Genomic DNA, 20,671 nt, shown 5'->3' on the forward strand with positions numbered 1-20,671 from the left:
CCCCGAGCCTTAACTATCTAATGCCTGCGTCCAGCCAAACCCTTGAAAGTGAAGCCTGCCTGGTGCCCCCGGCAACCCAGGGGCAGCGCCAGTTTTCTTAACTTCACTCAAGTGACGATGAACATGGACAGTACTCACATTCAAGACGATCAAGCGGCGAGCACGCGCAGGCCGGTTCCCCATCTGGGGCCGGCGTTCGTTACCGATCACGATGCCGCCCATTGGGCGCATCAACAGATCGGCAACCGGCGCGAGACGGTATTTGGCGGGCTGGTTTTCAAGCGTGATGACGGGATGTACCTGCCAAGCGTGCCGGTGGCCGGCACCGCCACTGCATTCGATTTCCAGAGCGACCTGCTCAAGGTCGATGCCAACAGGAATTTCCTGGCGTACGAGGGCCACAGCGTTCACGCCCTGTACAGTTCGCGCGGCGAGGATGGCACCCGACGCTCCGCGCAGATACAGCACTGGACAGGCGCGCAGCGCCGCCTGGATCGCAGCTTTTTCCCCATCAATATCCTGCGCATCATCATCCAGGTGCGCATGCTGTGCACCCGTTACTACCTGTCCGGGTTCTATGGCTCGCTCATCCAGTATGAAAGCAGCGGCTCTGCGACTGAGGCCAGCTTCTTGAACACGTTGATGGCGGCCAAGCCTGCGGCCGATTTCGACGACTACATCGCCTTTATCAATCAGACGGCCAGGGCCGGCTACCTGCGGGTCATCGTTGCCAACGCCGAGCTGGGTGGAAAGCCTGGCCAACTGCTGGCGCCGTGGACCCTCAATCAAACCCTGTCGCAAATCGGGCAGAACGCACTGGCGCCTCTCGCCAGCCAAGTCAGCCGCCGGTGGCAGGACGCGGTGCGATCAGTCTTGCCGCCGCTGGGGTTTGCACGGCAGGAGAGTCTCTTTGGCTACCTGTACAAAAGCGCGTCGAACCAGTACGTGGCCGAATTTCCGTCGGATGAACTCAAGGCGGCGTTTGCGCTGACCAGTGGCAAGTTGTCACTGCCAAAAGTGCACAAGGCGGACAGTGAGTTTTTGACCTTCGGTATTTACTGCTCCCTATCACCGCAAGCGAAACCGACCGTGGCGAAAGAGTCGTGGCTGGCGGAAAACTTCTTCACGGCTTCTGCGTTGGCTGCCGTGGTGATGATGGCGGGGACCGACGACCTGGGCTTGCACTTCTACTTGCGCGCCAACGACGGCGCGCTGCTGATGTACCACTGCACCGGCTCGCAGGCGCAGTCCCAGCTGTTCGCCAATCGCGGCGCGGATCTCGACGGACGCTTGAAGGATGCTACCTTGAGCCCTTCCGAGTTTGTCCGGCAAGTGGCTGCCGTGGGCACGCTGACGGTGGTTGAGCCCGGACGGATATGGGACAAGGCCGGGGTGGTAGGACCGCAATGGCGCGCCTTCGCGAAAGTCCATGCGTCGCTGAGCCCTGCCTTCGTCACTGCCGATGATGTCGCACGCTACCTGCATTACAAGGTGGGTTCACCCCACGGCTCTTTTCTCCAGGCTTACATCTTCAAGCGCAGCGATGGGCTGTTTGTGGCCTCCAGTCTGTCAAACCCTGAAAAGTGGCTGTCGTTGTGGGGTGGGGCATTGCCCACCGACAACGCTCTGACGCGGGTCGAGCTTGAAGGGCACCAAATGGTTGGCGAGTTCAATCGAGCTGTCTACGACCTGGCCGAGGTGCGTGCCAACTATCCTCAAAAAACCTCGCGACAGCTGGCGTTCCTGATCAGTACACCGTCGACTCAAGCAATCGACATGACGCTGGTTTTTTCCGATCAGATCAAGGTGCTTTACACCAGCGGAACAAACGGTACGTTGATCAAATACGCTGTCAGCGGCTCTCGGGCCGAGCGTGAATTCGGCGAGTACCTGGCACAAGTTGAACGCGATGGCCAGGGAGTGGCCCGCGTACAAGGTTTTGACGGCACGCGTGAAGGGCTGATCAAAGAGCTGGTAAAACTCGGTGAGTTGACGGTGCTGCTGGCGGATGAGACCTGGTACAACGTCCAGGGCCGGGTCCCGGCCACCTGGGAGCCCGAAACGCCTTTCGCCGCCGCAGCCCCCATTGATATGCCCCTGAGCTGGGTTTTCACTGACCTGGCAACCGCCGCCCGTTATGCCCATGACCGTATGCAGGCAACGGCGGATGGCCGGCGAGTCGGTTGCATCCTCAAACACTCGAGTGCAGAGCAGTATGTGGTCAGCGAGCCTTGCGCACCGATACCCGCCGGCGAAACCCTTTTCGTGTTGGCGAATGTTTTTGGCAATGCCAGCCTGCCGCCAGGCTTCGCCCTGCGTGGCTGGTACTGCCGCAGCGCACCGGACGCCACCGGCATCGGCGCCGAACCCTGGTTGTACGAGGGCTTTATCGACACCACGGATTTTGCCCAGGGGATTGCCGCGCTGCGCATCCACCCCGAGAGCAATCTGGCCTTCTACCTCAGCACGGCGGACGGCGCTCAGCTGGCCTATGACGCTTCCGGCTCGGCCGAGGAAAGCCAGCTCTACCAGGTGCTGCCCGATGGCCGGGTGACGGACAACGGGCTGGGGGATGAACTGCGGGCCGCCACCGTGACGCCCCACGAGATGATCCAAAAGGTCGCCGCCGCCGGGGCGCTGTCGGTGTTGCAACCGGGCACGTTGTGGGATGTGGCGGGGCTGGTCGCCGACACCTGGCGACCTTACGCCCTGGCACCCCGCCCGCAACTGAGCCGCGGGTTTCTCCAGGTAGAAGACGCGGCACGCTATGCCCACGGGCAAATCGGCAGCTGGCGTGAGGGCGAATACTGCGGCTATATCCTGCAGCGCCCGGACGGTCTCTACGTGGCCACTGAGCCATTGCCGGCCAGCGACGCCGGGCGCTTTGCCCTGGGCGTTGTCTACCCTCAGGACGTCAAGGGCCGCTCACTGCTCCCGCCCGGTCACATGCTGAAGGCCGTGTACGGTTCCAGCCGCGGGGTTTCGTTGCTGGAACCCGAGCGCCTGCAGCGCCCGGGCTGGTCGCGGGACGATGCCTGCCTGGAGGCGCAGATGTTCAGCGCCCTGGACGTGCACACGCTGATCCGCAATCGCCAACAGGTGTCCGTGGCCTACCTGTCGGGCGCCGAAGATTGTTTGCTGGCGTATGACCTGATCGACTCTGCCGCCCAGGCGAACCTGTTCAAGGCGCTCGACCCCTTGCCCCATCGCAGCCCAACGGCCCTCAACCTGGCCAGCGGCACGCTGACGGCGCGGGAGTGGATCAGCCAGGTGGCGGCGGCCGGCAGCGTGCGGGTGGTGCAGGCCAACCCGTTGTGGGGCGCGCCGGGGCTGATCGCCGAACACTGGCGGCCACGCCTGCCGATACCCCGGCGCGAACGTCCGGAGCAGATTGCCTATGGCCCGGTCTGCGCCAGTGCCGCTGACGCGGCTCGGGCACTGCACACGCGCCTGGACCATGAAGCACCGACGCAAACCGGTTTCGGTTTCATGCTCAAGCATCGCGATCAGGACGCCTTTGTCTGCTCCGAGCTTGTACCCGCCTGGGATAGGGCCGGGCTGTTCGCCTTGAGCGCCGTGTTTGCCGTGGATGACGAAAGCGAGTTCATTTACCCCGCGGGTTATCAACTTCACGCCTTGGTTTACCGGCGCAACTGGATGCCACAGGGGCTGACCACCGCCGAACACTGGCTGGCGCAGCATTTTATTTCGGCCGGGGATCTGGCCAGTGCCACCGTCGAGGCCAAGCGCCAACGGGAGACAGGCGCACTGACGGGCTTGCCGGTGTTTATCTCGACACTGGACCAGGCGCTGCTGCAGGTACAAACGCCGGTGGCATCGACGCTGTTCAACCCGGTCCGCCAGCCGTCGGGGGTCTATGAAGACGTGCAGACCTTGATGGCCAGCGGGCAGCTCTCGGCGGTCGGGTTTGTCAACGAAGTGGCGAAGTTGAGCTGGTTGAGCGTTTTGGTGCCGAGCGAATGCTGGGCGTTGGCGGGTAAGCTGGATGTCAGCCAGGCCCCATGGACCGCCTTCGCCAACTTTATGCGTCGCCCATTGAGCCCGCTGTTCAGCAACCAGGCCGATGCGGTGCGTTACGCCCACCAACAGCTGGGCACACAGCGCGACACGCTGCAAGGCGGGCTGGTGTTGCAGCGCAACGGCAAGTTTGTCGCGACCCTGGCGGTGCCGGTGTTGAGTGAAGACTTCGACCCGAACGTCATCCTGCCGGGCCTGGACGTCAGCCAGGCGCTGCTGGCCCCTGGTTGGAAAATGGTCGCGCGCTACCGGTCACGTGTCGCCCGGGTGCTGGAGTTCTGGTTACCCTCTGAAGAAAACGCGGTGTATCAAAACCTGTTCTCGACCAAAGTACTGGAGACCGCCCTGAAGTCGGGTCACCTGTGGACCCACGAATACCTGCTGACGCCCGACGGCTCACTCATCGGTTTCAGTACCCAGGACGCCGAGCGCAGCTTGCTGGATTCGGCCCGGCGCAACGAAGCGACGCAGTTGCTCAGCCACCTGGAAACCTCCCTGGCCCCCAACAGCCTGGCGCTGCACGACCCTTACAGCAATGCCGTCGAGCAGCAGATGCGCAGCGGCCGCAAGAGCCCCACCGAGCTGGTCAATCAGCTGGCGCGGGTGGGGACTTTGCAGGTACTGGAGGGCGGCCCGTTGTGGGGCTCTGCCCAGCGTGTGCTGCCGGGCTGGATGCCCGGCCTGGCCTACGTTGCGCCGCAGGCGGCGGTCCATGCCGTGGCGGATCGGCAGCTGGGCCCGGTGTTCAAGCATGCCGACGACGCGGCACGCTATGGTCATCAATACGCCCAGGGGCGCGCCGATTTGAGTTTTGGCGTGATTCTCAAGTCCTCCGACAATGGGCATTTTGTCGCCTGTGCGCCGGTCAAGGGCGACGACCTGGGCTTTGCCCTCGACCGGGCGTTCCTGCGCGGGCAGTTGCCGAGCGGGTACAGCCTGCAAGGCCTGTATCTGAGGCTGCCGCAGCGTGCTGCGCCCGAGTTGCCCCAGGCCGAAGGCTACGCGCAACTGATGGCTCCGGCCGTGGTGCTGGCGGCGCTGAGCTTTTTGCGGGTGGCACAGAGTGAGCGGTTCCTGGCGTTGCATGTGTCATGTGCCGACGGCTCACTGTTTCGGTACCAGGCGGTGAGGATCGACCCGGACTGGGATTCCAGCCGCCGGCAGGCGGCGTATCTGAAACACCTCAACAGTCGTGGCAGCATCGACAGCCATGTGTTGAAACTGGTGGAGTCCGGCGAGCTGCGGGTACTCGACAGCAGCCCGTTCTGGGATGCCTTGTTGCCCCGGATAAAGCGCCTGGCCACGACACTGGCAGTGCGCGATACCCGCATGGCCCTGGGCCCGTTGTGCGCCCACCCGGACGATGCCGCGCGCCAGGTATGGCAACAGGTTGTGCCGCTGGAGCACCAGGCGCGGCTGGGAGCGGTGCTGGGCAACGGCGACAGCGACACCTTCATCGCCGTGCAACCGGTGGCAGACCCGGGCCCCTCGGTGGCCGTGGGACTGCGGCCGGACACACCGGCCTACAAGGCATTGTTCGAAGGCATCATGAACCTCGGCTACCCCGGCACATCGACCCGCTACCCGGCGGGCTACAAGGTGATGGGCGTCCAGCAGTTGTTCAAGCTCGACACCGAGCGCCAGCATCTGGCGGATCGCTACGAAGAAGGCCTGGCCCACAACTTCATTGCCCAGAAGGAAATCCGCGGGTTCATCGAGATGCTGCGCCAGGACAAGATCGCGGGGGCGCGTTACTACTTCACCCCGGTGCACGGCGCGTTGATTGTCTATGAGCCCAGCTATCACGCAGACGAAAGCCAGTTGCTGCGCGATGACTGGATCGACGAAGACACGGGTGTGGTGAAGGTCAAGCCCAGCGAGGTGATCCGCCGGTTGGCGACCTCGGGCAAGCTGACCATCCTGGAAACCGATCGCTTCTGGCAACCCCGCAGCCAGGTGGCGCGGCGCTTGTTGCATGCATTCAAGCAGGCCGACCAGGGGGTTTAACGCCGCCGCATCAGCCCGATAAAAAACAGCCCGCCAATGGCCGCCGTGGCCACGCCGATGGGCAGGTCCTCGGGGGCAATCATCGTGCGGGCCGCCACATCCACCCACACCAGGAACACACTGCCCAACAGCACGCACACCGGCAGCAAACGCCGGTGTTCGGCACCTACAAGGCGCCGGGCAATGTGCGGCACCATCAGCCCGACAAAGCCGATGGAACCGCTGATGGACACCAGCACGCCGGTCATCAGCGAGGCGATCAGGAACACCTTGAGCCGCACATTGCGCGCGTTCAGGCCCAGGGTCACGGCGGTCTGCTCGCCGGCCATCAGCGCGTTCAACGGGCGAGCCATCCCCAGCAGCAACACCAGCCCCAGCAACACCGTGGCGAAGGGAATGGCCAGCAGTTCCCAGCGCGCCAACCCGAGGCCGCCGAGCATCCAGAACATCACCGCCGAGGCCGCGCGATGGTCGCCCATGAACAGCAGCAAATTGGCCACCGCCATCATCACGAACGACACCGCCACCCCGCACAGCAGCAGGCGGTCACTCTCCAGCCGACCGTTGCGACTGGCCACCGCCAGCACCACGATCATGCTCAGCAACGCACCGATGAACGCCGCGATGGGCAGGGTCAGCAGGCCGATCACTTCACCCACATGCAGCACCACGATCACCGCGCCGAGGGTGGCGCCGGAGGTCACGCCCAGCAGGTGCGGATCCGCCAGCGGGTTGCGTGTGACGGCCTGCAACACCGCACCGATCAACGCCAGCCCGGCGCCTACCAACGCACCGAGCAACATGCGCGGCACGCGGATCAGCCACACGATATGTTCCTGCCCCGCGCTCCAGTCCACCTCGCCAGCGCCGAAGGCTTTATGCAGCAGGATCCGCCACACCACGTCCACCGGTACCCGCGCCGAGCCGAACCCCAGCGAGACCACGCACGAGATCAGCAACAACGCGCCGAGGGCACTCAGCAGCAGGGCATAGCGACGGGTGATCATTCGCCGTGAAACCCCTTGGCCAGGGTTTCAACCGCCAGCACGTTGTCGATGCCCGGCGTGGCTTGCACGTAGGGGATCACGATAAAGCGCTGGTTCTTGATCGCGTCCACCGATTGCAGCGCCAGGTTGTTCAGCAGGAACTGCTCTTTTTGCTCGGCGGTGATTTCGCTGTAGTCGACGATCACGATGACCTGCGGGTTGCGCTCCACCACGGTTTCCCAGTTGACCCGGGTCCAGCTGGCGTCCACGTCATCGAGAATGTTGCGCCCACCGGCGGCGTCGATCAGCGCCTGGGGCATGCCCAGGCGGCCGGAGGTCATGGCGCGGTCTTCGCCGCTGTCGTAGAGGAACACGCGGGGCTTGTCGGCCGGCAGGTTTTCCTGCACTTGGGCGACCTGTGCCTGCATCTGTGCGATCAAGGCATTCGCGCGGTCCTGCACATCGAAGATCTTGCCCAGGTTGCGCAGGTCGTTATAGGTGTCTTCCAGGGTGGCCGCCGGGCGCTTCATCACGAAGGCACAGGACTCGGTCAGCTCGTAGACGTTGATGCCCAACGGTTGCAGGGTTTGCGGGGTGAGGTCGCCACCGACGCGCATGCCGTAGTCCCAGCCGGCGAAGAAGAAGTCGACGTTGGCATTGAGCAGGGTTTCCACCGACGGGTATTTGCTCGCCAGTTCCGGCAGGCCGTCGAGAATCTGCGCCATTTCCGGGGTGACCGACTTCCAGCCGGTCACGCCGCTGTAGCCGGCCATGTGCGACTTGAGGCCCAGGGCGAGCATCATCTGGGTCATGTTGATGTCGTGGCTGACCGCGTGTTTCGGTGCCTCGGCGAAGGTCACTTCGCGGTTGCAGCTCTGGATTTTCAGCGGGTAATGGGTCGCTTCGGCGAACGCCTGGGAAGTGCCGAGCAGCAACGCGAGAGACAGCAGGGAGCGCAGGATCATGGTTGGGTTATCCAGGTGATTCGGGGGTAGCCGGACAAGGGGTGAGTGTCGATCAATGCTTCAACGCCGAACACTTCGCGCAGCAATTCGGCGGTCAGCACTTCGTGAGGTGTGCCGCTGGCGACGATGCGCCCGTGGTTGATCACATACAGCCGATCGCAGAACGCCGCGGCCAGGTTCAGGTCGTGAATGCTGGCCAGGGTGCCGATGTTCAGGCGCTTGACCAGTTGCAGCAATTGCAGCTGGTAGCGCGGGTCGAGGTGGTTGGTCGGTTCGTCGAGGATCAGCAGTTGCGGTTGCTGGGCCAGGGCGCGGGCGAGGATCACCCGCTGCTTTTCACCGCCCGAGAGGGTGGCGAAGGCGTGGTCTTCAAAGCCCAGCAGGCCGACGTTATCGAGGGCCTGGCGGATCAGGTTCTGGTCTTCAAGCGTATCGCTGTCGAACAGGCCCTTGTGCGGTGTGCGGCCCATGGCGACCACTTCATCCACCCGCAGGCCGAAGGCGTCGGGAAACTCCTGGAGCACCACGGCAATGCGTTGCGCGCACCACTTCGAGGATTGCTTCCAGACGTTCTGGTGTTCCAGCAGCACCTCACCGTCAGCCGGTTTGCTGAACCGATAGGCGCAGCGCAGCAGGCTGGTCTTGCCGCTGCCGTTGGGCCCGATCAGCCCGACGAACTCACCGGCGTTCACGTGCAGGCTGGCGTCACGCAGTTGGAACTGGTGATGACAGTGCTCGTGGCCTGGTGGGGTCCAGGCGAGGGCGGTGAGGTTGAGTGAGGTCATCTTTACTCTCAGGTCCAACACAGGACAAATGTGGGAGCGGGCTTGCTCGCGAAAGCGGTGGATCAGTAACAGATACAGTGCCTGACACACCGCATTCGCGAGCAAGCCCGCTCCCACATTTGGACAGTGTTGCGTTCAGTTAGAAGGTGTAGTCCGCCGTCACGAAGAACGAGCGCGGCTCGCCCAGGATCCATTGCTGGCCGTCGTTGTATTGGCTGACGGCGTAAGTGCGGTCGAACAGGTTATTCAATTGCAGGCCCAATGTCGTGTTGCGCATGGCTTTCCATGAAACGCTGGCGTCGACCACGGTGTAGCTCGGCACTTCGCTGGTGTTGGCGGTGTTGGCGAAACGCGAGTCTACATAACGCACGCCCGCACCGGCACGCACGTCGTCAGTGATGGCCTTGCTCAGCCACAGGTTGGCGGTGCGACGCGGCACGTCGGTGGGGCGGTTGCCGTCGCGGGACACGGACTGGCCGTTGACCACTTCGGAGAAGTCGTCGTACTGCGCCCGCACGATCGCAGCGTTGGCTTGCAGTTGCCAGGCATCGGGCAGTTGCAGGTCGAGGCTGGCTTCCAAGCCGTTGGAGGATTGCTGGCCGACTTGTTCCTTGAGGGTGGTGCCTGGGATGCTCACCAACAGTTTCTTTTTGACGATGTGGTAGGCCGCCAGGGTCCATTCACCCCGCGAGTCCCAGAACGCCTGCTTGAGGCCGATCTCGGTTTGCTTGGCGGTGGACAGGCCGAACTGCTGCTGGCTCGGGCTCAGGGTGATCAGGCTGCCAACGCCGTCAGTGCTGGTGGCGTATTGGCCGTAGACCGAGGTGTCCGGGGTGATCGCGTAGACCAGGCCGGCTTTCCAGTTGTTGCCGGTAAAGGTCTTGTTGGAGTCGCTGCCATCCACCAGGGAGTCACTGTCGATGTGCAGGTAATCGCGGCGCACGCCGGTGATCAGCGACAGTTTATCGGTCAGTTGCAGGCGGTTTTCGGCGAACGCGGCCAGCTGTTTGGTGGTGCTGACGGACTGCGGGACGAAGGGGCTGGCGCTTTCAAACGGCTGCGGTACCGGGTGGTTGATGTCCACCGGTTGGCCGGCGTTCGTCAGGTCATCGAACGGCGAGTTGCTGGCCAGGCGAAAGCGAATGCGGTTGTACTCCACCCCCGTCACCGTCTGGCTGTCGAGGCCGAACAGCGTGTGCTTGAAAGTGAAGGTCTGGCGGTCGCCCACCTGTTCCTGGTTGTGCTTGATGCCCAGGTAGCTCTGGCGCACCAGGCCGCCGTCGACGTAGTTGTAGCTCTCGGCGTTCTGCCAGCGGCGCTGGTTTTTCAGGTAGGACAGTTCATTGGTGGCGGTGACGTTGTCGTTGATCTGCCACTCGCTGGTCAGGCGCGTCCACTGGTCGTTGTAGTGCTGGATATCGTTGCTGGCGTTGTAGTTCTTGTCCCGCAGGCCCTTGTGCAACTGGCCGTTGATCAGCGGTGTGCCGTAGTCGTTTTGCGGGGTCTGGTCGCCGTAGTCGGAGGCCAGGGTGAAGCTCAGGTTGTCCGCCGCCTGCCAGCGCAGGGCACCGCTGACGAAGTCGCTGCCGGACTCGCCGCGGTCGATGAAACCGTTGCTGCGCAGGCGGTTGATGTTCAGGCGATAGCTCAGGGTGTCGGTCAGCGAGCCGCCGCTGTCGAGGGCTTGCTGCTGGCGGTCATAAGAACCGTAGCCCAGGCGGATATGGTTTTCGATCTCGCCCTCGAAGGGTTTCTTCGCGATGGTGTTGACCACCGCGCCGGTGGCGCCCTGGCCGTACATCACCGAGGCCGGGCCGCGCAGTACGTCCACCCGCTCAACGGACCAGGTGTCCACCGGGAAGGTGGAAGTGCCCGCGCCATCGAACATGCGCGCGCCGTCGTACAACTGCAGCACCGAGCTCTGGCCGGTGAACCCGCGTGCCGACAACGAGGTACCACCGTCGCCCGGCGTGCCGGTGCGGCTGATGCCGGTGGCCCGGGAAATCGCGTCCTGCACCGTGGCATCGCCCCGGGCGCGAATCTGCTTGCCGGTCTGGCTTTCAACGCTGCCCGGGGTTTGCAAGGCAGTGAGGTTCAAGCGCGAACCTGCGGTGGTCGGGGTTTGCAGGTCGACGCGCTCGTCGTCGACAGCGGGGGCGGAGACGGCACTGGCGGGAAGCGTCAGGGCCTGGGCAGTGTTTTGCAGGGCGAGCAGGCACAGGCCGGACGCAAGGTACTTGTTCATCGGACGATAAATCGCTTCTTCGAGACGGTACTCGCCGCAGGGCGCGGCGAGTGGGAGAGCACATTAAGTGTTACAACATAACACTTTGTGCGGCGTGAGCGAAAGCCCGCGTAAGACTACATAACGCCTCTAGGTAGGGCATCTCGTCTGTTTCACGCTGAACCTGAGGCAGATTCACGTTGGCCAAACCACCGTGAAAGCACCAGGCGATCCAGTACCCAGACGACGATCAGCGAGGCGCCCACCAGCGGAAAGACAATCGCCAGCCCGAGCATGATTACCATCGCGGTTTTCCATTTCGGCAGGTCATGGCGCAACGGTGGAACCCCCAGGCTGCCCTGTGGCCGACGCTTCCACCAGATCACCACACCGCTGACGGCGCTGAGCAGGATCATCAGGCAAATCAGCAGCACGATGATCTGATTGACCACGCCAAACATCTTGCCTTCGTGCAGCATCACGCCCGATTCGGTAACCCGCGCCACGCTGTTGTAGTGCTCCCAGCGCACATCGGCCAGGACCTTGCCGGTGTATTGGTCCACATGCAGGGTGGCGTCATTGCGCGGGTCGTTGGCGAACACCGCGAGGGTGAACACGCCTTCGGCAGTGGTGGGGAAGGTGATGCTGTAGCCGGGCTCGACCTTGCGTGAGTTGGCGAGGTCGACCACCTGTTGCAGGCGGATACTCGGGGCTGCCGGGCCCTGGCTCATGCCGGCGTGCTTCATGTGCTCGGCATGCTCGCCAGACATCGGCATCGGTGTGTTTTCCATGGCCCACGGCACGGTCTGTTGGCTCGCGGTGTTGAGGCTGCGGGCCTGCTGGTCGGACTGCGGCACGTTGTTCCACATGGCCGCCGGGAATTTATTCCACAGGTCGGCGTATTGCTTGCCCCAGAAGCCGGTCCAGGTCATGCCGCTGAGCAGCATCACCAGCAGGAACGCCGCGCCCCAGAAACCGGCGACCGCGTGCAAATCGCGCCAGAACAAGCGGCCGCGACTGCCCAGCCGTGGCCACAGAATGCCCGCCGCCGACTTGCCTCGCGGCCACCACAGATACACGCCCGAAATCACCAGCATCACGCCCCAGCCGGCGGCCAGTTCCACCAGGCGATCACCGACGGTGCCGATCATCAACTCGCCATGCAGCGCGCGGGCGATGGCTTGCAGGTTGTACTTGGCGTCCTGTTCGCCGAGCACGGTGCCGCGATACGGGTCGACGAATACCGTCACTTCGCGCCCGTCGTTGTGCATCACGAATTGCGCGCTGCTGGTGGCGTCGGCAGGTGGCAGGTACTTGCTGATCTTGCCTTGTGGATAGGCAGCCTGGGCACGTTGCAGTTGCTCGTCGGCACTCAGCGCGTGTTCGGCGCTTTGCACGGTCAGCAGGTTGCCGTACATCAGCGGGTCGAGTTGGGGTTTGAACAGGTAGATGATGCCGGTCAGGGCCAGCAGCACCATGAACGGCGCGACAAACAGCCCGGCGTAGAAATGCCAGCGCCAGGCCAGGTTGTAGAAGGAAATCTTCGGTGGGTTCATCAGGATGTGCTCCGCAAAGGCTTGGATTTTTTGTGTTATCGAGGACGCCATCGCGGGCAAGCCCGCTCCCACAGGGGAATGCATTGCAACTGTGGGAGCTGGCTTGCCTGCGATGCGCTTAGAAGCTCATGTCCACCTTGGTCCAGAGCGTGCGCCCCGGTTCCTTGATGGCTTGCGGGTCATTAGCCGGGTAGCCGAACCCGGCGTTGCCGGCCAGGTTCAGGTGCTCGGCGTACGCCTTGCCGAACAGGTTGTCGACGCCGGTGCTGACCTTGAAATTCTTGTTGATGCGATACGCCGCGTTCAGCGAAAACACGCCAAACCCCGAGCTTTTGTCGAAGTCCTTGCCCACCACGTTGCCCTTGTTCTGGTCGATGCGGTTTTGCGCCGCGACCACCCGCCACAAGGCGCCGGCGCTCCAGTCGTCCTGGCTGTAGGTGAGCCCGAAGCGCGCATCCAGCGGTGGGATCTGCGGCAGCGGTTTGCCGTCGCTGGTGTTCTTGCCCCAGGCGTAGGCGAAGGTGGCATCGGCCTTCCAGTTGGCGGTCAGCTTGTAGGCTGCGCCCAATTCACCGCCCATGATTCGCGCGTCCACATTGCGCGCCTGGGAGGTGGTGCCCATCATTCCCGGCTGGTAGTCGAACAGGATGAAATCACGCACCTGGCCGACGTAGCCCGAGGCCCAGGCATCGAGATCGGCGGATTTGTATTGCAGGCCAAAATCCAGCTGGGTGGTTTTTTCAGGCTTCACACCGTCGAAGGCATTCACGGAACCGACCGACCCGGTGTCGGGAGAAAACAGCTCCCAGTAATCAGGGAAACGCTCCGAATGCCCAAGCCCTGCGTACAGGGTGGCAGGGCTGTCCGCCAGATCGTGCTCGTAGCGCACAAAGCCCGACGGCAGCGTATCGGCGCGGGTTTTACCGGCGGTGGGGTTGGGGCTGCTCATCATCCCGGAGCTGATGGTTTGCCGGAAATCCTTGGCCGAGGCGCGGTCGACGCGGGCGCCGGTGATCAGCCGGTCGCGGTCGGCGGCGTACCAGGTCAGTTCGCCGAACACCCCGTAGTTGTGGAAGTTGGCGTCCTTGCTGCGGGGCAGGTCCTTGTAGGTGTCGACGCCCATGGCGCTGCGTTCGCGGTGTTCGTTGGTTTGTGCATCAATGCCGCTGATCAACTGCACATCGGCCCAGCGCCAGGTGGCCTTGATACGGGCGCCGAGGGTGCGGCGGTCGACGTTGGCCGCCATGGGCCCGGCCATCATCCCGGTGCCCGACGGGACGCGCAGGGTGTAGTTGTCCATCACGTGGTCGGCGTAGTTGTAGTAGACCTGCGCTTCGACCTTATCCAGCACCTCGCCGATGTTCGATTTCTCGAAGCGCAATCCGAGGCTTTCGCGCAAAAACTGCGAACCGTCCATGCCACGCCCGGCGTAGCGGGCTTCGCCATCGCCACGGCCGGCGGTGAGTTCCAGCAGGGTGTCGGCGTCCGGGGTCCAGCCCACGGCCACGTCGCCGTTCCACTTGTCGTAGCGCGAGGCGACGGTGTCGTTGTTGCCGTCCTTGTAGTCATCGGCGTGGGCCTGGTTGCCGATCACCCGCACATAACCCAGCGGCCCGCCGGCTGCTGCGTCGACGACTTTGTCGAAACGCCCGTTGGAGCCCGCCAGGATGCTGGCGTTGACCCGGGTGCCCAGCTCGCCGAATTGCTCGGGCTCGCGCTCGAACAGGACCGTGCCGGCTGAAGCGCCCGGACCCCAGAGCACGGTTTGCGGGCCTTTGATCACGGTGAGCTTGTCGTAGGTTTCCGGTGAGATATAGGAGGTGGGCGCATCCATCCGGCCGGGGCAGGCGCCGAGCATCATGCTGCCGTTGGTGAGGATGTTCAGACGTGAGCCGAACATGCCCCGCAGCACCGGGTCGCCGTTGGTGCCGCCGTTGCGCACCAGGGCGAAGCCGGGGATGGTCTTGAGGTAGTCGCCGCCATCGCTGGCGGGCACCGGTTGGCGCGGGTCTTTCGGGTTGGTGACGACGGTCAGTGGTGAGCTGGGGGCAATGGCGGTGATCACCGTCGGGCTCAGTTCGTTCTGGTCGGCAGGCTCGTCGGCGTGGACCTGAGGAACCAGCAGCGCGCCACACAGAACGGCGAAAACGGGAGTACATCCCAAACGGGTGTCAGCAGAAAACCTGGACATGAAAAATTCCATCATTCATTCGTAAACAACACGGCCAGCAGCCTGCGGCTGTCTGTCTAAAGTCGGCCGGGGTGAAGTAACGGTGTGAAGTGCTTACGCGATGATGGGCGGGGCGCGGCTGCGGGCGCCGGGGAACACGGTTTGCCGGGCATGGCCCAGGCGTGGGGCGGGGGTCAGGGCGTTGGCGGGCGGCGGGCTGCCGAGGGTGACAAACGACACGCTGCCAGGCAGCGCCGGGCAACTGAAGAGCAGGCTGCAATAGCCGCACTTTTCCCAGAGCACGTGGTGTTCGTCGGGTGCTTTGTGGTGATCGGTCGCAGGCTTGGCGTCGCCATGGCAGCTCGGCGCGTCCATGGACATTTCCATCGACATGCCGGCGTGATGATCCATCGGCATCGCTTGGGAAATCAGCGGACCGATAAAGATCATCAGCATGGCGAACAGGCTGATCCAGCTGCCGCGCATAAGGCCTACAGGCTTACGGCGGTGCGGGGACAACCTGGCGCGTGGGGCGCCCATCGAGGTTTATCTATTGGGCGTGCATGTGTTCGTGGCCGGCCATGGGCGGCTGCTTCTGCACTGACACTTCCACCTTCACTGGCCCGGCCTTTTCAAAGTTCAGGGTCAGCGGAAAATGCTGGCCGTCGCGCAAAACGCTGCGGTCCTTCAGGTCCAGCAGCATCACGTGGTAGGCCATGGGCGCGAACGCCAGGTCACCTTTGGCCGGCACCGCGACGCTGGTCACCTGCTGCATCTTCATCAGATCGCCCTGCATCACATGCTCATGCAGTTCGGCCTTGGCGGCCACGGGCGTGTCGACGCTGAGCAAGCGATCCGCATGCTCGCCCTGGTTATGAATCACGAAATACGCCGCGACGGTCGGCGCATTGGGCGGCAGTTCCTGGGACCAGGGTTCGCTGACCACCAGTTCGCCGACCTTGAAGTCTTCGGCATTGGCAGCAGCACACACCGGCAGCAACAACGCAGCCAGAAGCAGGGAAGATTTGAGCATGGCAGTTCTCCAGAACGGTTCTAAACGCAGTTCACTTGCGAAGAAATCAGACCGTTGGAGAGGCGCGGGGGTTAAGGCTCGGCCATTGCTGGCGCGGGGTGGGGGATTGCAATGACGGCGGCGGCAGGTCTTGCACCGCGTCGAATCGAGCAAAGAACAGGCTGGGTGTGTGCCCAGGCAGCGCGACCAGAGGTGCCGAGCCGGAGCAGCACCAGCAATGCTGCATGGTGGAGTGATCGTCCTGCTGCGGCGCCGGTATCTCCAGCTTGCCCAGGGCAATGGCTGTCAGTTTCGTGCCGTTGGAGGAGCAGAAACTGCCCCACAGCAATTGCTTGACCGGGTCATCCGCCTGCTGCATCGCACTCGCCAGCGGCATGGCAAAGGCGTTGAACAGCACTGCAAGGCAGGCGATCCAGGCAATTGCAAAGCGTTGACGGGCCATGGCGGACAATCCGTAGGGTTAAGCGATCAGGTGGGTATTTAGCCTGATCGGGGAGGATAAGTAAAAAGGGGCGGTGTGGTTTGGTGTCGCAGTGCTATCAACCAGCTGTGGCGTGCAGCTTCAGGCCGAGCGCTTTCATGACCTTCATGATAGTCGCGAACTCGGGATTGCCAGTGCTGGAGAGGGCTTTATATAAACTTTCGCGTCCGAGGCCTGCGTCGCGGGCTACTTGAGTCATGCCTTGGGCGCGGGCGATGTTGTTGAGGGCTGAACGAATAAGCAGTCCGTCACCGGCATCCTCCTCGAAGCACGCTTCAAGATACTCGGCCATATCTTCAGGAGTCTTGAGGTGTTCCGCTATGTCGAAGTCTGTAAATTCAGTCATGGCTTACTCCTTTTTTTCAAAGTCTGCTGCAATTTGCTTAGCGCGCTGGATATCGCGTTTCTGCGTTGATTTATCGCCGCCTATCAACAACAGGTAAACCACCTCCTCTCTACGAGTGAAATAAACCCGGTATCCAGGACCGTAGTGGATGCGCATTTCCGAAACGCCATTTCCTACTGTCTCACAGTCTCCGAAGTTGCCTGATTGTGCGTTATTCAACCTTGCCAGTACGCGTGCACGGGCCGGTTTATTGTTTAACGAATCAAGCCACTCCAGGAAATGCTTGGATTTCTTGAAGTGAATCATCTTGGATCGTATTCCTTGGGATACAGAATGACAAGTCACGATGCTCCGCAAAAGCAGTGCATCCCCATCGCAGACTCTGGTGCAAAACTGCGGGAGGGGAGCTTAGGGCGAGGGCTTTTGGCTGAACCAGCCGGCTGGTTCGGAGGGGGGTGTAAGGCGAATCAGTTTTTAAAGCGAGGTTGTCAAAAGGATGTCGATGATTGAGGCGCTTTCCTACGAGGTCATTGCACCTTGCGATACAGGCGACTCGGTCTTCCTGCTGGAACGAGGTGATGCTATCGCAGGCAAGCCAGCTCCCACAGTTTGGATTGTGTTCGATTCGAATGTGGAGGCCCTCCACAGAAATTTCCGACAGTGATTGGCGGTTGTCTCTAGGAAACTCAATCTCTAGTCTCCGAACACCACTGCAAACTCAGTGGTCGGGCGTCGCGGCCCGGATTTCTTCAGACGCAAAAGCGTCATCGTGTCCTTTCAGTTGGCGCTTTTTTATCGTCTACTGTGCGGCGCTATGGTGGCTGTGCGCGGGATACCTTCGGGTATGCCGGTGTTCTGGAGAGCCGGTCCGCGAACCCGCGTTCAGCTACCACCCCCATCGCATCGCGGCGATCAGTGGTAGCTCCTTTGTACTTCTCCGGAGCTTCACAATGATTAAACCTACCCCCAATCCCCCTTTTCGGCTGTTCACCGTAGCCGACGGAATCAGCACCGAAGACCTGTTGGTCAACCTCATTGAAACACTCGCCTCGGCCAACGCGCTGAGTTGCGACTTGGCGTTTAGCCTGGAAGGATCGAAGCGAGAGGAGTTGTTGGGCGTCGCTCAGTTGATCGATCTGGCGGAGTTACTGGCTGATCGGGTGCACGAAGGTGGCGGAAAACGCATTTAACACTTCGATGATCGATCGTTCCTGCGCTGATGTGTGGGAATGATCCCGTGAGACGCCTTTAAACGTCCCAGCTTGCTTCCCGTATGTGATTGAAGTTCACGACATCTACGCTGTGCTGATGAGCAAATCCAGCGACTCTTAGGTCATCTGTCAAAACTAGATAATTATCTTTGGCTGCACAGATAATACCGACGTCGGTAAGTCCGTAGGGCGACAGCTCATAATCGCAACTTATATCAAGAGCAGGGCAGTGAATCTCAATGACTGTCGATAATGATTTTTTTAATGTTGCGTAGAAGTCGTGTAGCTTGCTCCCATAAAGCCCGTTTGTAAGGTTGCTGACTTCCGCAAGTATATGAGGAATTGAAATAAGCTTTTCGAATTGATCAATCACGTTAAGCAGAAGTTTGTAATCTTTGGTGGTGTACCCGCTTGTTCTTTTGAAGCCTGCAATACTGGGTGTGCCTCCGATCAGTACCAAGAGCAGAAGGTTGGTGTCGACTATGATTCCTTTTCTTCGATATTGCCGGATATATGTTTCGATCATACTTCGCGGATCTTCATGGAGCGGAACTCGCCAGTCTCCGAGTCAATGAAGAATGTTTTATATTTTCTTGCGTACATTTGTCCCGCTAAAGATGCGCCTAATCGTTGATATTTATCAGGGGCTGGAACATTGAAGCCAAGTGTTATTGCCCACGTTTTGTCGCCTGGGTTTAACTCGACTTCCTCAAGCATCAAGTCCTGAAGTACTGTTTCCTGGCCGAGAAAGTCATTGGCTGCTGCCTTGGCAACTTGCACGGCTTCTTTGACATCTATCATGTCAGCTCCTGAATAGAATTGAGTCTGGCTTGAACTGTTTCTGGAGTGTAGCAGTTCATGTTGTGGATTCATCGCCGTCCCTTTAGTCACAAATAGAGTTGATAGAGGTGGGCGATGATCCTGATCTATCGAATGAAATCTGCCAATAACTCGATTGTTTCTGCGGGCGACAAAAGCTCCTGATCCACCGCCACCAACACCGGCCGCCTCAACACCAACACCGGCACCCTCCGCTCCCGCGCCACTTCCAGCTTCGGCTCGGTAGCCGTGCTGCCGCTGTTCTTGCTGATCAGCACATCAATTTGCCGTCGCTCAAACAATGCCCGCTCATCCTCGATCAAAAACGGCCCACGGGCGCCAATCACTTCGCAGCGTTCATTGCCGGGGTACACATCCAGTGCGCGCAACGTCCAGAACTGCTCGGCGGGGATTTCGTCGAGGTGTTGCAACGGTTCCCGGCCCAGCGTGAACAGTGGTCGCTTGAAGGGTTTCAGGGCTTCAATCAACTCCGCCCAGTCACTGACTTCGCGCCAGTCATCACCGGCCTGTGGCTGCCACGCCGGGCGGCGCAGGGCCCAGCAGGGAATGCCACACACACCCGCAGCACGGGCGGCATTGGCGCTGATCTGTGCGGCATACGGATGGGTCGCGTCCAGCACCAGCTCGATACCTTCATCGCGAATGAACTGCGCCAAACCTTCCGCGCCGCCATAGCCACCGACGCGCACCTGGCACGTAAGGTCGGTGGGAACGCGGCCAACACCCGCCAGGCTGTAGACATGCTCGGGCCCCAGTGTGCGGGCGATGGCCAGGGCTTCCGTCACGCCGCCCAACAGCAGGATGCGTTTCATAGTGGCTTGATCACTTCCAGCAGGGTGATCGGCAGCGCCTGGCGCCAGGTATCAAAGTCCCCCAGTGGCTGAGCCTGGGCCACATGAATGCGGGTCAGCTCGCCGCCGTGTTGTTCGCGCCAGGCCATCAGGGTCATTTCACTTTGCAGGGTCACGGCGTTGGCCACCAGCCGGCCGCCCGGGCGCAGGTGTTGCCAGCAAGTGTCGAGCACGCCGTCGCGGGTGACGCCGCCGCCGATGAAGATGGCGTCGGGCGCTTCCAGGCCAGCGAGTGCGTGGGGCGCGGTGCCGCGAATCAGCTGCAGGCCGGGTACGCCAAGGGCGTCACGGTTGTGTTCGATCAACAGTTGCCGACCTTCATCGGCTTCGATCGCCAGCGCTCGGCAACTGGGGTGGGCGCGCATCCATTCGATCCCGATGGAGCCGCTGCCCGCGCCCACGTCCCACAGCAGTTCACCGGGCATCGGCGCGAGGCGGGCGAGGGTCATGGCGCGCACGTCGCGCTTGGTCAGTTGGCCGTCGTGCCTGAAGGCCGAGTCCGGCAGCCCTGCCAGGCGTGACAGGCGCGCTGTGTTGGCGTCGGCCACGCAGTCGATGGCCACCAGGTTCAACGCGGCAATCGGTTCGCCAGGCCAATCCCGGGCGATGCCGTCGATGCGCCGCTCATCCGGCCCGCCGAGGTGTTCAAACACACTCAGGCGACTTGCGCCAAACCCGCGCTCGGCCAATTGTGTGGCAATCGCCGCCGGGCTCTGGCCGTCATTGCTCAGCACCAGCAAACGCACGCCGCTGGCCAGGTGCGCATTCAGCGCCGCCATCGGCCGGGCAACCACCGACAGCGTCACAACCTCTTGCAACGGCCAACCCAGACGCGCCGCCGCCAGGGACACGGAAGAGGGCGCCGGCAGGATCAGCAGCTCATTGGCGGGCACCTGCCGCGCCAGGCTCGCGCCTACGCCATAGAACATCGGGTCGCCGCTGGCCAGCACGCACACCGCTTCACCACGCCTGGCCAGCACCGGTTCCAGGGAAAACGGGCTGGGCCACAGCTGGCGTTCGCCACGGATGCACACCGGCAACAAGTCCAGCTGGCGTTGCCCGCCAATAATGCGCGAGGCGCGCAACAGGGCGTGCCGGGCGTTTCTGCCCAGGCCCTTGAAGCCGTCTTCACCGATGCCTACTACCGTCAGCCAGGGCGACATATGAATTCCTTGAAC

17 protein-coding genes are annotated in these 20,671 nt (G+C 62.1%); 2 read left to right on the forward strand and 15 right to left on the reverse strand.

Annotated elements, in window-relative coordinates:
- The first annotated feature begins 123 nt into the window (after positions 1–123).
- On the forward strand, positions 124–6,045 hold the full coding sequence (locus HX818_RS22860) for a hypothetical protein (RefSeq protein WP_177020774.1): 5,922 nt from the start codon (positions 124–126) through the stop codon (positions 6,043–6,045).
- On the opposite strand, the gene HX818_RS22865 is transcribed toward HX818_RS22860, so the two are convergent.
- The 11 genes from HX818_RS22865 to HX818_RS22915 all read right to left on the reverse strand — a co-directional run bounded on the left by HX818_RS22865 (position 6,042) and on the right by HX818_RS22915 (position 16,897).
- A complete protein-coding gene (locus tag HX818_RS22865; protein ID WP_177020775.1) occupies positions 6,042–7,052 on the reverse strand; it encodes an iron ABC transporter permease in 1,011 nt (336 codons plus the stop codon). The genes HX818_RS22860 and HX818_RS22865 overlap by 4 nt on opposite strands.
- Positions 7,049–7,996 (reverse strand): ABC transporter substrate-binding protein, encoded by a 948-nt coding sequence (locus HX818_RS22870; protein WP_177020776.1) that lies wholly within the window; start codon positions 7,994–7,996, stop codon positions 7,049–7,051. The genes HX818_RS22865 and HX818_RS22870 overlap by 4 nt, the downstream gene beginning before the upstream one ends.
- The gene (locus tag HX818_RS22875; RefSeq protein ID WP_003217364.1) at positions 7,993–8,781 is read right to left on the reverse strand and encodes an ABC transporter ATP-binding protein; all 789 of its coding nucleotides are present in this window, start codon (positions 8,779–8,781) and stop codon (positions 7,993–7,995) included. The genes HX818_RS22870 and HX818_RS22875 overlap by 4 nt, the downstream gene beginning before the upstream one ends.
- A 139-nt stretch (positions 8,782–8,920) precedes the next feature.
- Complete coding sequence (locus tag HX818_RS22880; RefSeq protein ID WP_177020777.1) at positions 8,921–11,026, reverse strand: TonB-dependent siderophore receptor; 2,106 nt, start codon at positions 11,024–11,026, stop codon at positions 8,921–8,923.
- A gap of 152 nt (positions 11,027–11,178) precedes the next feature.
- On the reverse strand, positions 11,179–12,561 hold the full coding sequence (locus tag HX818_RS22885) for a PepSY domain-containing protein (protein ID WP_177020778.1): 1,383 nt from the start codon (positions 12,559–12,561) through the stop codon (positions 11,179–11,181).
- A gap of 118 nt (positions 12,562–12,679) precedes the next feature.
- Positions 12,680–14,752, reverse strand: a complete 2,073-nt coding sequence (locus HX818_RS22890) for a TonB-dependent copper receptor (RefSeq protein ID WP_023659364.1) — start codon at positions 14,750–14,752, stop codon at positions 12,680–12,682.
- Positions 14,753–14,845: 93 nt separating this feature from the next.
- Positions 14,846–15,217 carry a DUF2946 domain-containing protein gene (locus HX818_RS22895; RefSeq protein WP_102607479.1) on the reverse strand — a complete coding sequence of 124 codons (372 nt, stop codon included), beginning with the start codon at positions 15,215–15,217 and terminating at the stop codon, positions 14,846–14,848.
- 64 nt (positions 15,218–15,281) lie between these two features.
- Positions 15,282–15,764, reverse strand: coding sequence for a copper chaperone PCu(A)C (locus HX818_RS22900; RefSeq protein ID WP_177020779.1), 483 nt, complete (start codon positions 15,762–15,764; stop codon positions 15,282–15,284).
- Between the two features lie 46 nt (positions 15,765–15,810).
- The gene (locus tag HX818_RS22905) at positions 15,811–16,206 is read right to left on the reverse strand and encodes a DUF2946 domain-containing protein (protein WP_177020780.1); all 396 of its coding nucleotides are present in this window, start codon (positions 16,204–16,206) and stop codon (positions 15,811–15,813) included.
- Between the two features lie 97 nt (positions 16,207–16,303).
- Entirely contained in the window at positions 16,304–16,591 is a 288-nt protein-coding gene (locus tag HX818_RS22910; RefSeq protein WP_008439033.1) for an addiction module antidote protein, read from the reverse strand.
- 3 nt (positions 16,592–16,594) lie between these two features.
- Positions 16,595–16,897 carry a type II toxin-antitoxin system RelE/ParE family toxin gene (locus HX818_RS22915; protein WP_008439032.1) on the reverse strand — a complete coding sequence of 101 codons (303 nt, stop codon included), beginning with the start codon at positions 16,895–16,897 and terminating at the stop codon, positions 16,595–16,597.
- 644 nt (positions 16,898–17,541) lie between these two features.
- On the opposite strand from HX818_RS22915, the gene HX818_RS22925 reads away from it, so the two are divergent.
- Positions 17,542–17,781 (forward strand): DUF6124 family protein, encoded by a 240-nt coding sequence (locus HX818_RS22925; protein ID WP_177020781.1) that lies wholly within the window; start codon positions 17,542–17,544, stop codon positions 17,779–17,781.
- Between the two features lie 58 nt (positions 17,782–17,839).
- Here the strand turns inward: HX818_RS22925 and HX818_RS22930 are convergent, their stop codons facing one another.
- From HX818_RS22930 to cbiE, 4 genes are all read right to left on the reverse strand, one after another.
- Positions 17,840–18,328, reverse strand: a complete 489-nt coding sequence (locus HX818_RS22930; RefSeq protein WP_177020782.1) for a PIN domain-containing protein — start codon at positions 18,326–18,328, stop codon at positions 17,840–17,842.
- Complete coding sequence (locus HX818_RS22935) at positions 18,325–18,603, reverse strand: hypothetical protein (RefSeq protein WP_003217345.1); 279 nt, start codon at positions 18,601–18,603, stop codon at positions 18,325–18,327. The genes HX818_RS22930 and HX818_RS22935 overlap by 4 nt, the downstream gene beginning before the upstream one ends.
- Before the next feature lie 125 nt (positions 18,604–18,728).
- The gene (locus tag HX818_RS22940) at positions 18,729–19,454 is read right to left on the reverse strand and encodes a cobalt-precorrin-6A reductase (protein WP_177020783.1); all 726 of its coding nucleotides are present in this window, start codon (positions 19,452–19,454) and stop codon (positions 18,729–18,731) included.
- Positions 19,451–20,656 carry a precorrin-6y C5,15-methyltransferase (decarboxylating) subunit CbiE gene (gene cbiE / locus HX818_RS22945; protein ID WP_177020784.1) on the reverse strand — a complete coding sequence of 402 codons (1,206 nt, stop codon included), beginning with the start codon at positions 20,654–20,656 and terminating at the stop codon, positions 19,451–19,453. Before cbiE ends, HX818_RS22940 begins: the two co-directional genes overlap by 4 nt.
- Positions 20,657–20,671 lie beyond the last annotated feature (15 nt).

Source organism: Pseudomonas sp. F9001 (genome assembly GCF_013385435.1).
Classification (GTDB): Bacteria; Pseudomonadota; Gammaproteobacteria; order Pseudomonadales; family Pseudomonadaceae; genus Aquipseudomonas.

Bases quoted from the DNA above. Each gene is read 5' to 3' on its own strand.
- HX818_RS22860 (WP_177020774.1), top strand. From the start codon at position 124: ATGGACAGTACTCACATTCAAGACGATCAAGCGGCGAGCACGCGCAGG.
- HX818_RS22875 (WP_003217364.1), bottom strand. From the start codon at position 8,781: ATGACCTCACTCAACCTCACCGCCCTCGCCTGGACCCCACCAGGCCAC.
- HX818_RS22865 (WP_177020775.1), bottom strand. From the start codon at position 7,052: ATGATCACCCGTCGCTATGCCCTGCTGCTGAGTGCCCTCGGCGCGTTG.
- HX818_RS22880 (WP_177020777.1), bottom strand. From the start codon at position 11,026: ATGAACAAGTACCTTGCGTCCGGCCTGTGCCTGCTCGCCCTGCAAAAC.
- HX818_RS22925 (WP_177020781.1), top strand. From the start codon at position 17,542: ATGATTAAACCTACCCCCAATCCCCCTTTTCGGCTGTTCACCGTAGCC.
- HX818_RS22890 (WP_023659364.1), bottom strand. From the start codon at position 14,752: ATGTCCAGGTTTTCTGCTGACACCCGTTTGGGATGTACTCCCGTTTTC.
- HX818_RS22910 (WP_008439033.1), bottom strand. From the start codon at position 16,591: ATGACTGAATTTACAGACTTCGACATAGCGGAACACCTCAAGACTCCT.
- HX818_RS22870 (WP_177020776.1), bottom strand. From the start codon at position 7,996: ATGATCCTGCGCTCCCTGCTGTCTCTCGCGTTGCTGCTCGGCACTTCC.
- HX818_RS22940 (WP_177020783.1), bottom strand. From the start codon at position 19,454: ATGAAACGCATCCTGCTGTTGGGCGGCGTGACGGAAGCCCTGGCCATC.
- cbiE (WP_177020784.1), bottom strand. From the start codon at position 20,656: ATGTCGCCCTGGCTGACGGTAGTAGGCATCGGTGAAGACGGCTTCAAG.
- HX818_RS22895 (WP_102607479.1), bottom strand. From the start codon at position 15,217: ATGCGCGGCAGCTGGATCAGCCTGTTCGCCATGCTGATGATCTTTATC.
- HX818_RS22930 (WP_177020782.1), bottom strand. From the start codon at position 18,328: ATGATCGAAACATATATCCGGCAATATCGAAGAAAAGGAATCATAGTC.
- HX818_RS22935 (WP_003217345.1), bottom strand. From the start codon at position 18,603: ATGATAGATGTCAAAGAAGCCGTGCAAGTTGCCAAGGCAGCAGCCAAT.
- HX818_RS22905 (WP_177020780.1), bottom strand. From the start codon at position 16,206: ATGGCCCGTCAACGCTTTGCAATTGCCTGGATCGCCTGCCTTGCAGTG.
- HX818_RS22915 (WP_008439032.1), bottom strand. From the start codon at position 16,897: ATGATTCACTTCAAGAAATCCAAGCATTTCCTGGAGTGGCTTGATTCG.
- HX818_RS22900 (WP_177020779.1), bottom strand. From the start codon at position 15,764: ATGCTCAAATCTTCCCTGCTTCTGGCTGCGTTGTTGCTGCCGGTGTGT.
- HX818_RS22885 (WP_177020778.1), bottom strand. From the start codon at position 12,561: ATGAACCCACCGAAGATTTCCTTCTACAACCTGGCCTGGCGCTGGCAT.